At 70.8% G+C, this 13,681-nt stretch carries 11 protein-coding genes and 5 pseudogenes; 10 read left to right on the forward strand and 6 right to left on the reverse strand.

From position 1 onward, the window contains the following. Positions 1-444: 444 nt before the first annotated feature. The gene (locus K1J60_RS36210) at positions 445-1,962 is read right to left on the reverse strand and encodes an amino acid permease (protein ID WP_220649898.1); all 1,518 of its coding nucleotides are present in this window, start codon (positions 1,960-1,962) and stop codon (positions 445-447) included. Positions 1,963-2,274: 312 nt separating this feature from the next. Between K1J60_RS36210 and K1J60_RS36215 the strand changes: the two genes are divergently transcribed. Beyond that, on the forward strand, positions 2,275-3,162 hold the full coding sequence (locus K1J60_RS36215) for an N-formylglutamate amidohydrolase (RefSeq protein ID WP_220649899.1): 888 nt from the start codon (positions 2,275-2,277) through the stop codon (positions 3,160-3,162). 74 nt (positions 3,163-3,236) lie between these two features. On the opposite strand, the gene K1J60_RS36220 is transcribed toward K1J60_RS36215, so the two are convergent. Both K1J60_RS36220 and K1J60_RS36225 read right to left on the reverse strand, forming a co-directional pair. Continuing rightward, positions 3,237-3,836 carry an ALF repeat-containing protein gene (locus K1J60_RS36220; protein WP_220649900.1) on the reverse strand — a complete coding sequence of 200 codons (600 nt, stop codon included), beginning with the start codon at positions 3,834-3,836 and terminating at the stop codon, positions 3,237-3,239. Between the two features lie 146 nt (positions 3,837-3,982). Next, on the reverse strand, positions 3,983-4,480 hold the full coding sequence (locus K1J60_RS36225) for an ATP-binding protein (protein WP_220649901.1): 498 nt from the start codon (positions 4,478-4,480) through the stop codon (positions 3,983-3,985). A 115-nt stretch (positions 4,481-4,595) separates the two neighbouring features. On the opposite strand from K1J60_RS36225, the pseudogene K1J60_RS36230 reads away from it, so the two are divergent. The 5 genes and pseudogenes from K1J60_RS36230 to K1J60_RS36250 all read left to right on the forward strand — a co-directional run. After that, positions 4,596-4,837, forward strand: a pseudogene (locus K1J60_RS36230) (helix-turn-helix domain-containing protein); the annotation flags it as partial. 125 nt (positions 4,838-4,962) lie between these two features. Continuing rightward, a pseudogene (locus K1J60_RS36235) lies at positions 4,963-6,195 on the forward strand (IS256 family transposase); the annotation flags it as partial. 17 nt (positions 6,196-6,212) lie between these two features. After that, a complete protein-coding gene (locus K1J60_RS36240; RefSeq protein WP_220649903.1) occupies positions 6,213-6,575 on the forward strand; it encodes a hypothetical protein in 363 nt (120 codons plus the stop codon). 14 nt (positions 6,576-6,589) lie between these two features. Beyond that, positions 6,590-7,085, forward strand: a pseudogene (locus K1J60_RS36245) (Scr1 family TA system antitoxin-like transcriptional regulator); the annotation flags it as partial. Further along, positions 7,082-7,288 carry a DUF397 domain-containing protein gene (locus K1J60_RS36250; protein WP_220649904.1) on the forward strand — a complete coding sequence of 69 codons (207 nt, stop codon included), beginning with the start codon at positions 7,082-7,084 and terminating at the stop codon, positions 7,286-7,288. The pseudogene K1J60_RS36245 and the gene K1J60_RS36250, both read left to right, overlap by 4 nt. Before the next feature lie 54 nt (positions 7,289-7,342). Here K1J60_RS36250 and K1J60_RS36255 read toward each other — a convergent pair. The 3 genes and pseudogenes from K1J60_RS36255 to K1J60_RS36265 all read right to left on the reverse strand — a co-directional run. Continuing rightward, positions 7,343-7,699 (reverse strand): annotated as a pseudogene (locus tag K1J60_RS36255) (type I restriction endonuclease subunit R); the annotation flags it as partial. A 235-nt stretch (positions 7,700-7,934) separates the two neighbouring features. Next, positions 7,935-8,780: a siderophore-interacting protein gene (locus tag K1J60_RS36260; protein ID WP_220649906.1), complete on the reverse strand. Its 846-nt coding sequence runs from the start codon at positions 8,778-8,780 to the stop codon at positions 7,935-7,937. Between the two features lie 174 nt (positions 8,781-8,954). Beyond that, a complete protein-coding gene (locus tag K1J60_RS36265; RefSeq protein ID WP_259408352.1) occupies positions 8,955-9,884 on the reverse strand; it encodes a 5'-3' exonuclease in 930 nt (309 codons plus the stop codon). 225 nt (positions 9,885-10,109) lie between these two features. On the opposite strand from K1J60_RS36265, the pseudogene K1J60_RS36270 reads away from it, so the two are divergent. The 4 genes and pseudogenes from K1J60_RS36270 to K1J60_RS36285 all read left to right on the forward strand — a co-directional run. Next, positions 10,110-10,479: pseudogene (locus K1J60_RS36270) on the forward strand (ATP-binding cassette domain-containing protein); the annotation flags it as partial. A 689-nt stretch (positions 10,480-11,168) separates the two neighbouring features. Next, positions 11,169-11,750 (forward strand): helix-turn-helix domain-containing protein, encoded by a 582-nt coding sequence (locus tag K1J60_RS36275; protein ID WP_033531692.1) that lies wholly within the window; start codon positions 11,169-11,171, stop codon positions 11,748-11,750. Between the two features lie 4 nt (positions 11,751-11,754). Beyond that, positions 11,755-12,513, forward strand: a complete 759-nt coding sequence (locus K1J60_RS36280; RefSeq protein ID WP_220649907.1) for a helical backbone metal receptor — start codon at positions 11,755-11,757, stop codon at positions 12,511-12,513. 225 nt (positions 12,514-12,738) lie between these two features. Continuing rightward, the gene (locus K1J60_RS36285; RefSeq protein ID WP_220649908.1) at positions 12,739-13,668 is read left to right on the forward strand and encodes a LysR family transcriptional regulator; all 930 of its coding nucleotides are present in this window, start codon (positions 12,739-12,741) and stop codon (positions 13,666-13,668) included. The last annotated feature ends 13 nt before the right edge of the window (positions 13,669-13,681 follow it).

Here is a 13,681-nt window from a genome sequence, read left to right on the forward strand (position 1 = left end):
TGAATCGCCCCCCGCTTTCCTCTGGACGCTCTCCGGGTAATTGACCTTCCAAACCACCATCCGCTCCCCGCTGTCCTGCGTCAACCTCGGCGGACCTTCCAGGAGGGCACGCAACGAAGACCTATGGTGATGTGTCAATCGTTTGACTTGAATGTGGGGCGCAGGGCGTGAAAACAGGCCAGTCCCCTGCGAAAGGTGTACGAGACACCGTTGGCCGCTCTCTCATCCCTGCCCCCTGCTGTGGCGGCAAATCGCCCCGACAACCCACCACTTCGCACCATGCGATGGCATGAGGGCCACCGACAGGGCGTGCGACCCCGGCGCGTGGAGCGGCCGTTCGTCCCGCGCTGCCCGGCGCGCCGCCCGTGCCGGGCCTGTGCGGCGGTCGGGGGAGCGGCGCGCTGCCGAGGCGGGTGGTGGTGGTGCTGCCGAGCGGGACGAGTGTCACCCGGAGCGCGCGCGGTGGTTGCGGATGAGGTGGTAGGTGACGCCCGCGGCCACCGTGGCCAGGAGGAACAGGACGCTGAACCACTGGAACCACCAGTGGCCGCCGGCCGGGTCGTAGACGTCTGCTCGGGGCCAGGCCAGGTTGACGGTCATGAAGAGGCCGTAGAGGAGAGCGAGGGCGTTGACGGGGATGCCCCAGCGGCCGAGGGAGAAGAGGGGTTTGCCGGTCTCGTCGGTGCCCGGGGTGGGGAAGGTGCCCTTCAGGCGCCGTATCAGGAGTGGGCCGGTGACCATCGCGTACGCCAGGTACAGCATCACGATGCAGGTCGTGCCGATGGCCAGGAACGCCTCCGGCGAGGCGAAGTTGAGGAGCAGCAGGGCGGCGGCGAGGACGCCGACGACCAGGGCGGGGGCGGTGGGCATGCCGGTGCGTGGGGCGACCTTGGCGAGCCGCCCGGCGAAGGGGAGCCGGCCGTCGCGGGCCATCGAGAAGAGCATGCGGCTGGCCGATGTCTGGATCGCGAGCGTGGCCACGGTGATCGCCACCACCACGTCGGCGAGCAGGACGCGACCCACCCCGTCACCGAGGCTGCTGGTCAGCACATAGCTCAGGCCGTCCACCCCCAGCCTGCCGTCGGTCAGGCTCGGCGCGGCGAGCAGACCGCCGAGGACGAGCAGACCGCCGAGCAGACCGGCCGCGCCGAGTGCCGTGAGGATCGTGCGGGGCGCGACGCGGCGCGGATGGTGGGTCTCCTCGCTCATCTCGCCCGCGCTGTCGAAGCCGATCATCACGTACGCGGCCATGAACGAGCCCACCAGCAGGGCACCCAGCAGATCGGTGCTGCCCTCGGCCATGTGGAACGTGATGCCGGGGGAGCGCTCGGAGTGGGTGAGCAGCAGGACGATGATCAGGACCGCGCCGATGATCTCGGCGGTCACGCCCACCCGGTTGACCACGGACAGCACCCGGTTGTCGAGGACGTTCACGAACGTCGTGAGGGCCAGCAGGAGCACACCCAGGACGGCCGCGTTCGCCGCGCCCGTCGGCGAGGTGGGTGTCGGGTCGCCGCCCACGAACTGGAAGCCCGACCAGATCGCCGGCAGCACCATCTGGAGCGCGAGCGCGGCCGCGGCGACCACCACGATCTGTCCGATCACCATGATCCAGCCGGCGAACCAGCCGAAGGTCCGGTTGGACAGGCGCGAGGACCACTGGTAGATCGCGCCCGATATCGGGTAGCGCGCCGCGAGCTCCGCGAAGCAGGCGGCCACCAGCAATTGGCCGACGAGCACCGCCGGCCAGGTCCAGAAGAAGACCGGGCCGCCGAACGCGTATCCGAAGGCGAAGAACTGGAAGACGGTCGTGAGGACCGAGATGAAGGAGAAACCGGCGGCGAACGAGGCGTATCTGCTCAGGCTGCGGTGCAGCTCCTGGCGATAGCCGAACTCGGTCAGGGAACGGTCGTCGGCGGAGTGGGGCGGCTCCGGACGGAGGTCGGGGGCGGTGCTCGTCATGACGGCAACCTGCTTTCGCAACAAGCGGCGCGAGCTTTCGCGCACCAGCGGCGCGAATTCCTGTCGGGCGACAGAAATTAGGGGAGACCTGTGTCGCGCGCGTCACGCGACCGTGTCCGGGGCGCGCCCAAATCCTCACGACCACGGCAAGGGCGGGCAGGTGGGCAAGGAGTGACGCAGGCATGTTCGAGAAGGCCGGGATACGGTCGGCGAGGCCCGCCGGACCGGCGTCGCGGCGGGGGCGGTGTCGCGCCCCCGTGCTGAGCGGCCCCGGGCAGCCGGCTTCCGACGATCGCGGTGAGGAACCTCCGGATGAACGACGCCGCACCCCCCGCCCACCAGCTTCTCCCGGGCGCGCACGGCTCGCCCGTGCTGCTGCACGTGCCGCACGGCTCGCGCGCGATCCCGGCGGCCGTACGGGACGGGATCGTGCTCGACGACGCCGCGCTGGAGCGGGAGTTGGACCACATCACCGACGCGTACACGGACCGCATCGCCGAGCGGGCCGCCGTGCGGTCTGCCGTGCGCCCGTGGCGGTTCGTGAACCGGCTGTCCCGGCTCGTGGTCGATCCCGAACGGTTCCCGGACGAGCGGGAGGAGATGCTGGCCGTGGGCATGGGCGCCGTCTACACGAGGACCACGCACGGGGAGGTGCTCCGCCCGGCCGGACGCGACGGTCAGCCCCTCGGCGGACAGTCGCTCGTCGACCGCTACTTCCGCCCCTACGCCGCCGCCATGACCCATGCCGTGACGCACCTGTTGGAGACGGTCGGCCGGGCGGTCGTCATCGACGTCCACTCGTACCCGACCGAGCCCCTCCCCTACGAACTCCACGGCGAGGGCCCTCGCCCGCCCGTCTGTCTGGGCAGCGACCCCTTCCACACTCCGGCCGGCCTGCTGGCCGCCGCCGAGGACGTGTTCGCCGGGTTCGGTGGCATCGGCGTCAACAGCCCGTTCGGCGGCGCGTACGTCCCGCTGGAGTACTACGGGCACGACCCAAGGGTGACCGCCCTGATGATCGAGATCCGCCGGGACGTCTACATGACGGAGCCGGGTGGGCCGGCGGGGCAGGGAGTGGACCCACTGGCGGACGCCCTCGGCCGTCTCGTTGATGTGGTGACCACTGCCTCACGACACCGCGCACGCCTGGCCGATCCGGATGGTGCGGATCTGTTGGTCCCTCGCCCCCTTCAGGGGTGAGGCCAGTCGGGCGGGTGCAGTTGCACGTACCAGGCCCCACTCCCTGATCCGGCCCAGCCGAACGGCAGGCCCCTCTAGCCGTCTACCTCGTACTGGCCGACCTCAATGAAGTAGCGCAGCGCTTCCGGGGTGTTGTCGTCCAGGGCCGCGTTCGCCGCCGTGCGCAGGGCGTCGCTGATGTCGGGATCGGCCAGCATTCGCGCGATGGTGACACGGTCGTCCTCGGCCTGGGCGAGACGGAGGCCGGTTTCGAGGAATTCACGCACGACCTCGGGGCTGCCGTCGTCGAGGGCCTTGTTGGCCTCACGGACGACGGCCTTGCCGCTGTCGGGGTCGGCGAGGATTCTGCCGATGGTGACACGGTCGTCCTCGGCCTGAGCGAGGCCGTATCCGGTTTCGAGCCAGGCGCGCATCTCCTCCACGGTGCCGTCGTCGAGGAGCTCGTTGGCCTCGCGGGTCACGCGCTCGCCGCTGTCGGGGTCGGCCAGGATGCGGGCGATCGCGATGCGCAGGTCGTCCGCGTTCATCTCGTCGTAGGGGGAGCCCGCGGCCGACGCCGCGGCGGCGGTCGACGGCGTCGTGGCCGTGGCGGTGGCTAAGGAGGGAGTGGAGAGCAGCAGGGCCGGGGCGAGGGCGCCGGCGGCCACGGCGAGGGTCGCGCGGGTCAGTCTCAAGGAGTCAACCACCTTGTGTCGTTGTCGCGGAGTGCGGTGGGGGCATCGTCCCAAGGAGAGCCGGCCGGGCCACCGCCCGGATCACGCAGTCTTCACGGGCTCCTCATTGCCGAGGCCTACCACTAGCACGAGCAGTTTAGATTCGATCACTCTGTCGGCGATCGATAATCCGGGTACGCGCCGTCGACTGACGCGCAGAGAGCCCAGTTGACCCCAGGGTCCTCGCTCTCCTGAAGAGATCCACGGCTCCGGCTGGCCGGGAGGTGGCCATCGGTCCGGTCGGCGGGCGTGCCGTGCGGGGTCAGGACCGGGATGCGTTCGCCGCGTGTGTCGGTCACTTCCAGGCGTACGGTCCTGTCGTGGGCGGTGATCCGCAGGTGGAAGTCCCGTCCGGGCACGGTCCCGTGCCGCACGGCGTTGACGCACAGTTCGGCGGCGATGAGCGCGAGCGCGTCGTGCGCGTCGCTGTCGCAGGGGATGCCCCAGGCGTCGAGCCGCACCCCGCACAGGCGACGGGCGAGGCGGGCACCGCGTCGGGCCGAGGGGAAGCTCATCGCGAAGTGGTGGGTGGGGTTCGTGAGTTGGGTGGTGCGGGGTTCGGTAGGGGCTTCTGTGGGGGTGGTGATCGTGGGGTTGCTGGTCATGGCTCCACCGTGGCCGTTGGTGGCGTAGCGTTACCGGTGGTGACGCGCCGTCGTGGGTGGGTTGTACGCGGGGGTGCTGTGCGTGTACGTGCGGTGCGGGTGGATGTGGTGACCCATGAGGGACGACGAGGTCGACGGGGTGGACCGGGCCGACGGGGTCGGGCAGCGGCCGGAGGACGAGCCGGGGACCGGTGTGGTGGCCGCGTTCGGACGGTAGTTGAAGCTGCTGAGGGTCCGGGCGGGGCTGGATCGGGCGGCGTTCGGAAGCTGGTGGGGTACGCGGCGGACTCGGTCGCGTCGATCGAGCAGGGGAGGCGGATTCCCCAGCCGAGGTTTGTGGACCGGGCGGATGAGGTGCGAGCAATGCTCATGACCTGTGGATCGGTGTCGGCGAGGCAACGTGGAGGGCGTACCTTCCCGAATGATCCTGTGATGGTCATCGAGTAGGCCGACGTTGGCGCGTCGGTCGGGAAGGCACGCCCGTGCTCACGGTAGTCAATGCTGACGGTTCCACGCCAAACGGCTCCTTGATCGACGAGATCGTCCGTGAGGGGGCCCGGCGGATGCTGGCCGCAGCCCTGGAAGTGGAAGTCAACAGCTACATAGCCGAGTTGGCCGGTGAACGGGACGGCGACGGTCGCCGCCTGGTCGTGCGCAACGGCTACCACCAGCCCAGGAAGGTCACCACGGCAGCCGGGACGGTCGAGGTGCGGGCCCCACGCGTGAACGACAAGCGCGTCGATGAGACCACGGGCGAGCGCAAGCGGTTCTCCTCGGCGATCCTGCCGCCCTGGTGCCGCAAGTCCCCGAAGGTCAGCGAGGTGCTGCCCCTGCTCTACCTGCACGGCCTGTCCTCGGGTGACTTCGTGCCCGCGCTGGAGCAGTTCCTCGGCTCCTCGGCCGGCCTGTCACCCGCCACCGTGACACGGCTGACCGCACAGTGGCAGGCCGACCACACCGCGTTCATGGACCGGGACCTGTCCGCCAGCGACTACGTGTACGTCTGGGCAGACGGCGTCCACCTGCGCATCCGCCTGGAGGAGGCGAGGGCCGCCGTCCTGGTGCTCATGGGGGTGCGCACGGACGGCACGAAGGAACTGATCGCGATGACCGACGGATACCGCGAGTCGTCCGAGGCATGGGCAGGACTGCTGCGGGACTGCGCCCGCCGGGGCATGCGGGCCCCAGTCCTGGCCGTCGGCGACGGCGCGCTCGGCTTCTGGAACGCGCTGAACGAGGTCTTCCCTGACACCCGCCATCAGCGGTGCTGGGTTCATAAAACCGCCAATGTCCTGGACGCGCTGCCCAAGTCGGCCCAGCCCGCGGCAAAACGCGCGATCCAGGAGATCTACAACGCCGAGGACAAGGACCACGCGGCCAGGGCCGTCCGCGACTTCGAACGGGCCTACCAGGCGAAATACCCCAAGGTCGTCAAGCGGATCACGGACGACGAGGACGAGCTGCTGGCGTTCTTCGACTTCCCCGCCGAGCACTGGATCCACCTGCGGACCACGAATCCGATCGAGTCGACCTTCGCCACCGTGCGGCTTCGAACCAAGGTCACCAAGGGTGCCGGCTCCCGCGCGGCGGGACTGGCCATGGTCTTCAAGCTCATCGAGTCGGCCCAGGCCCGCTGGCGGGCGGTGAACGCGCCCCACCTCGTCGCACTTGTCCGCGCCGGCGCCCACTTCGAACGCGGTCAGCTGGTTGAGCGTGAGGAGCAGGCAGCCTGATGGACACGCCCAATCCGCTGACCGACGAGGAACTCTCCGAGATCGAGGATCTTGCCGGTGCCGCCACCCCAGGGCCCTGGCACGTGCGCCAACTCGACGACGACTTCGCCATGAGCCTCGTCGCGATCAGCACGGTCCCCGACACCGGGACCGGCGAACGCTGGCCAGACTTCGACCACCGGCAGATCGTGGCCGCCACCCTGGTCCAGCAGCCACGTTATGTCGACGTCGCGGACGAACGCTGGGACGAGAACGCCCACTTCATCGCCAACGCCCGCCAGGACATTCCCCGCCTGATCGCCGAGATCCGACGTCTCCGCCGCATCCTCGACGCCAAAGATCAGGAGCCTGAAGAAAACTGAAGAGCACCACCGATCCACAGGAATTGACAATTACTCATGAGGTGCTGGGGGCCGGGGGTGTGTTGGCGGCCCTGAAGGAGGAGTTGGCTCGGGCGCAGTATCCGGCTTACTTCGAGATGCGGCCCGCTTGGAGGCGAGGGCCACAGCACTGAACGTGTACGCCGTATTTGCTGTTCCGGGTCTGTTGTGCTGCGCAGACCGATCGGCGGCCGGAAGGCGCTGCGCGGGACGCTGGAACAGATTCTGTTGATCGGGCAGATGAGGAACGTGGAGGTGCAAGTGATGCCAACCGAGCACGAGGACAATGCTGCACTCGGCGGTCCCTTCACGTTGATCGACGCGGAAAAGGGCCGTCGAATCGCGTATGCCGAGGTACAGGACGACAGCCGCCTGTACACCGATGCGCCGAGGGTCCGTGAGCTGGAAGCCCGCTATGGCATCCTCCGATCACGGGCGCTGACACCGAGTGAGTCGTCGGCATTCATCGTTCAACTGATGGGAGAGGCATGAACGCTCACCGCAGCCAGGCGGCCGTGCCGGAGGCCGCTTGGTTCAAGAGCAGCTACAGCACGGGTGGAGGCGGCGAATGCGTCGAGGTCGCCACAACTCCCAGGGCCGTACTGATACGAGACTCGAAGCAGCTCACCGGGCCCGTACTGGCGGTTGGGCCTGAGGCGTGGGCTGGGCTGGTGACCTTGGCAGCAGGCTGCTGAGCACATGAACAGGAGGGCCCTGCCGAAAGGCCGGGCCCTCTGACGCGTTCGGACCTACAGGTCGTCCAAACCCTCTTCGTTGCGGATCATCCGCCACGCCGCGCGGCGAGCGCTCCGGTCCAGGTTGGACTTGAAGCTGCGGTCCGCGCCGAAGTGGCGCTTGCCGAGCGTGTCGATCGTCGAGACGTGATCCATCATGTAGCCGTTGAACGCCTTGTCGAAAACGACGCCGTAGTTGTCCTCGTCGTTGACGACGGCGGCGGCGCGGACCTTGGGGTCGTTCTCGGCCGCGTTGAACGCCGGGAGGACGTCTTCCTCGGTGAAGTCCGTGCCGAACTTCGCCTTGAACTTGTCGATCAGCTCCGACAGAAGTGACTTCTCGGCCTCCTTGGCGCCGCCCACACCGGCGCCGGGATGCGCGCAGGGCAGAGCAGGGCAGGGCAGAGCAGGGACGTGGGACCCCATGAGGGCACATGGGCGGGCCGCCGGTGTCGCACGGGGCCACGTCGTCGGACCCGTACGGGGGAACGCCGGACAGACCACCGGTCGTGTGCGGTCACGCAGGCCGGGGACAAGGGGGACACACGAGGTCGCGTCGCCGCACGCGCACGAGGCCACGTCGGCAGGGTCGCCGGGCCCTCGTGGGTCACGTCGGCGTGGGCTCGCCCTCCTGCTCCGCCTCCACGCGCGCGTTCCAATCCTTCTTCGCCGCCTGCCAGCCGTCCTCGTCATGGCCGAGGCGCCAGTAGCCCGAGACGGACAAGTCCTCGCGGGGGATGGCGAGTTCGACGCGGAGCAGGCGGCGCAGCTCCTTGACGAAGCCGGCCTCGCCGTGGACGAAGGCGTGCAGTCGGCCCTCGGGGAACTCCAGTGCGCGTACGGCCTCGACGAGGGCCGCGCCGACGGGACGGTCGCCGCGGTGCAGCCAGACCACCTCCACATCGGAGTTGATCTTCTGCTCCTCCTCGGCGCCGGCGACCTCGACGATCGCGTGCGCGCGGGCGCCGTCGGGAAGTGCCTCCAGCGAGGCGCCGATCGCCGGCAGGGCGGACTCGTCGCCGACGAGGAGATGCCAGTCGGCCTCCGGGTTGGGCGCGTACGCGCCGCCGGGGCCCAGGAAACGGATCAGCTCGCCCGGTTGGACACGGGTGGCCCAGGGGCCCGCGATGCCCTCGTCGCCGTGGAGCACGAAGTCGACGGTCAGCTCGCGCAGTTCGGGGTCCCAGGCGCGCACGGTGTACGTCCGGGTCACCGGCCACTGGTCCCGGGGGAACTCCGCGCGGATCCGCTCGAGGTCGAAGGGCTCCGGGTAGGTCACGCCCTCGGGCCCGAACAGCAGTTTTACGTAGTGATCCGTACTGCCGCGCGGAGAGAACTCGGCGAGGCCGTCGCCACCGAGTACGACGCGCTGCATGTGCGGGGTGAGCCGCTCGGTGCGGACGACTCGCGCGGAGTGGGGCTTCGGGGTCCTGCGTACCGGACGCTCTGCCATGACAGCCTCCCAAATACCTAGCTAAGGCTTACCTAAGTTACCATCTCCCCCCTATTAACACCCCACGCTCGGAGCGTGTACGAGGACTTCCCGATGTGAATCGCGCCTCAGACCCCTCACTACCGAAGTGTCACCCCGTCCTCCGGCGTACGCCCCCTCCGCAGGACATGCGTCTCACGTCCCGAGCGTCGTCAGCAGCCGCTGCAACGATCCGCCGAGCCCCCAGCGCGCTGCGAGCGCCTCCAGCGCCGCCGGATCCCGCGGGGCGCGCGGCAGTGCCGTGTCGACGTCCGGCAAGGGTACGTCGGCCGCCACCAGGACCACCTTCGGTGCGACCGCGACATAGGCCCGCGCCTCGTCGAGCCTCTTGCGCTGCGACGGGGTCAGCTTCGCCGCCGGGTCGTCGACCGCCGCCATGATTCCCGCCAGGTCGCCGAACTGGTCGAGCAGCTTCGCCGCCGTCTTCTCGCCGATGCCCGGCACCCCCGGCAGCCCGTCGCTCGGGTCGCCGCGCAGCAGGGCCAGATCCGCGTACCCGCGTCCGACCACCCCGTACTTCTCGCGCAGCCAGGCCTCGTCGGTGAGCTGCAGCGTGCCCACGCCCTTCAGCGGATACAGCACCCGCACCTCGCGTTCGTCGTCGACCAGTTGATACAGGTCGCGGTCGCCGGTGACGATGTCGACGGGCTCCTTCGCCCGGGCCGTGAAGGTGCCGATCACGTCGTCCGCCTCGTACCCGGCGACACCCACGCGCGCGATGCCGAGCGCGTCCAGCACCGCCTCGATGATCGGCACCTGCGGGGAGAGGGTGTCCGGCACCTCCTCCTCGTCCGGCCCGACCTCGTGCTCCTCGGCGACGCGGTGCGCCTTGTACGAGGGGATCAGGTCGACCCGCCACTGCGGCCGCCAGTCCGCGTCCATGCACGCCACCAGGTCCGTCGGCCGGTGGTCCTTGACCAGCCGGTCGATGAATTCGAGCAGCCCGCGCACGGCGTTCACCGGGGTGTCGTCCGGGGCCTTCACGGATTCCGGCACCCCGAAGTAGGCGCGGAAGTACAGCGAGGCGGTGTCGAGAAGCATCAGGCGTCGGGTCACGCCCCGCATCATGCCGTACGCCACCGACACGCCACCGACATGCCGCCCCCGACCCGACAGCGCGTGGGTCCCGACGCGGCGGCGCGTGGCCACCCTCGCGACAGCGCGTGCGCCGCGTGGAGGTGTTCCGTGATCACCCGTGACCTGTGGTGAACGCCCTGTGAAGCGGAACACGGTCGCGTTTCGCCCGGCACGGCCGGAGCAGGCGCGGCCCCGGAGCAGAGCCGGTTCAAGGTGTTCGGCCGACGCCCCGACAGACCCGACGACCCGACGACGCAACGACCCGACGACGCGGTGGACCGGCTGAGGGCCGGCGCCGACCGCGAGGAACTGCGCGCCGAGGGCACCGCCGCCGCCTTGATCGACGCCCCCTTCACGGTGGAGTCCGGCCAGATCTTCGTTGTCACGTCTTCGTCGTCACGTCTTCGTCGTCACGGGCGTGTCCGGGTCCGGCAAGTCCACGTTGCTGCGCATGCTCAACGGGCTCCTGGAGCCCACCGCCGGCCACGTCCGCCTCGGCGGCCGGGACCTGACCGCGATCGACGACCGTGAACCGCGGGCGGTGCGTGCCACCGGCATCAGCATGGTCTTCCAGCGCTTCGCCTCGGGCCGGTCGGAAGGCCCGGCGCGGCAAGGAGGGCGACGGCGTCGAGAAGCGGATCGACGCGCATCCGGGGATCGTCGACGAGACGGCCCCGGTGAGGCAGCCGCACGCGCCGCCCGAACGCATGCCGGGCATTGCGTACTGGCGTACGAGAAAGATCCGGACAACCCTGTGGTGGTCCGTATCCGTCCGGTCGGCGCGGCCTGGCGGCCGTTGGGGCGGGCCGTTCCCGGGTGTTCAACTCCGTTACCGGGTGCGTGACTTGGCGGGGTGAAGTGCTGCCCCGCCGTCCGCCCGGGACGATGTCGTGGCTGCGCGGGGCGGCTCCGGGGGACGGCGGAGGCGGACCGGCGACCCGGTGACGCGGTGTGCCGGAGAGGGCACTCCGCGCGCCCGCAGGGGCGCCGGCGACCCCCGCCCCGCCGTGCGAGGGGGCCGCGAGAATGGAGGTGGGGTGGCGGCTCCGCTGGCGCGAAGTGTGAGCATGGACCCCCTGCCGGTTCACAGGGATGTGACGGGCACGTGAAACGGTTTGCCGAACATGCGTAGGGTGCAGAGAACTCATCAGGAGAAGCGCACCCGATGAGTGCCGGACGGGTGGCCATCCGTAACCGGACCAGTGAGCGTTCGCGGACCCGCCCGGTGGGCGTCCGCGAGCCGACCGACGAGCGAAGGAGGGAGCCGGAGCGATGGGCGACCACAAAGAACAGCCCCTTCGGGTGGGCGCGGCCGTCCGGCGGCGGCGCCGGGCGCAACAGCTCACCCTCGCCGCCGTGGCCGAGCGCAGCGGCCTGTCGGTCCCCTTCCTCAGCCAGGTCGAGAACGAACGGGCCCGCCCCAGCAAGCCCTCCCTGGAACGCATCGCGGACGCCCTCGGCACCACCGCCGTCGAACTCCTCGCCGCGGCCGACCCGGCGTGCAGCGTCGACGTCGTGCGCGCCGCAGACGAGGACGGCTTCACGCCCCCCGATTCCTGCTCGCGCTCCCTGGTGCGCGGTCACCACCAGCTGCACGCCATGGAGTTCACCGGCGACCACGACGAGGGCCGCGAGGTCCAGCACCGCAACGACGAGCTGATGTACGTCGTCGACGGCGCCGTCGAGGTCGAGGCCGAGGGCCGCGCCCACCGCCTCGGACGCGGTGACACGCTGTACATGTCCGGTGGCGTGCGGCACCGGTGGCGGGCCACCGAGCCCGAGACCCGGGTGATCGTGGTCGCCGTCGCGGACCACATCGAGGCCCTGGAGGACCGCCACCGCAAGGGGGCGTGAGGTCGTGGCGCGTTCCGTCTCCCGGGTCGTCTCCCTCGTGCCGTCGCTGACCGAGGCCGTCGCCGTCTCGCTGCCCGGCGTGCTGGTCGGCGCGACCGACTGGTGCGCCCACCCGGGTGATCTTGATGTCGTGCGGATCGGCGGCACCAAGAACCCCAGGACCGACGACATCGCCCGCCTCGCCCCCGACCTCGTGATCGCCAACGAGGAGGAGAACCGGGAGGCGGATCTGGCCGCCTTGCGGGAGGCGGGTGTCGAGGTCCTCGTCACCGAGGTACGGGACGTGCCGGGCGCCTGCGCCGAACTGGACCGGGTGCTGCGGGCCTGCGGGGCCCGTTCCCGGCCGGGCTGGCTGGACGAAGCGGAGTCGGCGTGGTCCCGGCTGTCGGGCACCGCCGCGGACGGCCCGCTGACGCCCGGCCGCCGGACGACCGCCGTCGTGCCGATCTGGCGCCGGCCGTGGATGGTGCTCGGCCGGGACACCTTCGCCGGTGACGTGCTCGCCAGGCTCGGCGTGGACCACCTGTACACCGGGCACGCGGAGCGCTATCCCCGGGTCCCCGTGGAGGAGCTGCGGGCCGCCGCGCCCGACGTCGTGGTCCTGCCCGACGAGCCGTACCGTTTCACCGCCGACGACGGCCCCGAGGCGTTCCCCGGGCTGCCGTGCGCGCTGCTCAGCGGTCGGCACCTCACCTGGTACGGGCCGTCGCTGGCCGAGGCTCCGCGGGTGCTGGACGCGGCGCTGCGAGCGGCCCGCCGCTGAGCGGACCGCGCGCGGTGCACACGGCGGCCACGGCCCAGGCCGCCAGCAGCAGGGCGTTCAGCGCGACGGCGAGGACGTCGAGGGCGACGCGGCCCGTGTGCCGGGCCGGTTCCCGTCGCGCCGGTCCGCGCGGGTGCCGACCGGGAAGGTGAACGCCCACCGGGCCGTCGAGACCGTGCGGGGCCCACCAGGGAGTCCGGTTGTATGGGGACATAAGCTGGGGTTATGAGTGAGACGAGCGGGGAGCGGGGCGGACTGGCCCACCGGGTGCCGGACCTCGGGGCGCTCGAACTGCTGCTGGCCGTGGCCCGGCTGGGCTCGCTCGGGCGGGCGGCGCGGGAGCTGGGGATCACCCAGCCCGCCGCGAGCAGTCGCGTCCGCTCGATGGAACGACAGCTGGGGGTCGCGCTGGTCGACCGGTCGCCGCGCGGGTCCCGGCTCACCGACGCGGGGGCGCTCGTCACCGACTGGGCCCGGCGGATCGTGGAGGCGGCCGAGGCGTTCGACGTGGGCGCGCAGGCCCTGCGGGACCGGCGTGACTCCCGGCTCCGGGTCGCCGCGAGCATGACCATCGCCGAGTATCTGCTGCCCGGCTGGCTCATCGCGCTGCGCACCGAGCGTCCGGACACGGCGGTCTCCCTCCTCGCGGGCAACTCCACGGTCGTGGCGGAGCGGCTGCTCGCGGACGAGGCCGACCTGGGGTTCGTCGAGGGACCGACCGTTCCGGCCGGGCTGGACGCGGCCGTGATAGCGCACGACCACCTGATCGTCGTGACCGCGCCCAGCCACCCCTGGGCGCGCCGTCGCAAGCCCCTGGAGGCGGCCGAGCTGGCCTCCACGCCGCTGATCCTGCGCGAGAAGGGCTCGGGTACGCGGCAGGTCCTGGAGACGGCCCTGGGCGGACTGGCCCGGCCTCTCATCGAGCTCTCCTCCACCACGGCGGTCAAGTCCTCCGCACTGAGCGGTGCGGGCCCGGCGGTGCTCAGCGAACTCGCCCTCGGCGAGGAACTCTCCGCCCGCCGTCTGGTCCGCGTCCCCGTGAACGGCGTCCGCCTGCGACGCGCCCTACGAGCGGTCTGGCCGACGGGCCACCGCCCGACGGGCCCGGCACGAGACCTGCTGAGCCTCACCCAGGGTGCGAAGCCTGCGCTCTGAGGGGCCGCAGGCC

Source organism: Streptomyces akebiae (assembly GCF_019599145.1).
Taxonomy (GTDB): domain Bacteria; phylum Actinomycetota; class Actinomycetes; order Streptomycetales; family Streptomycetaceae; genus Streptomyces; species Streptomyces akebiae.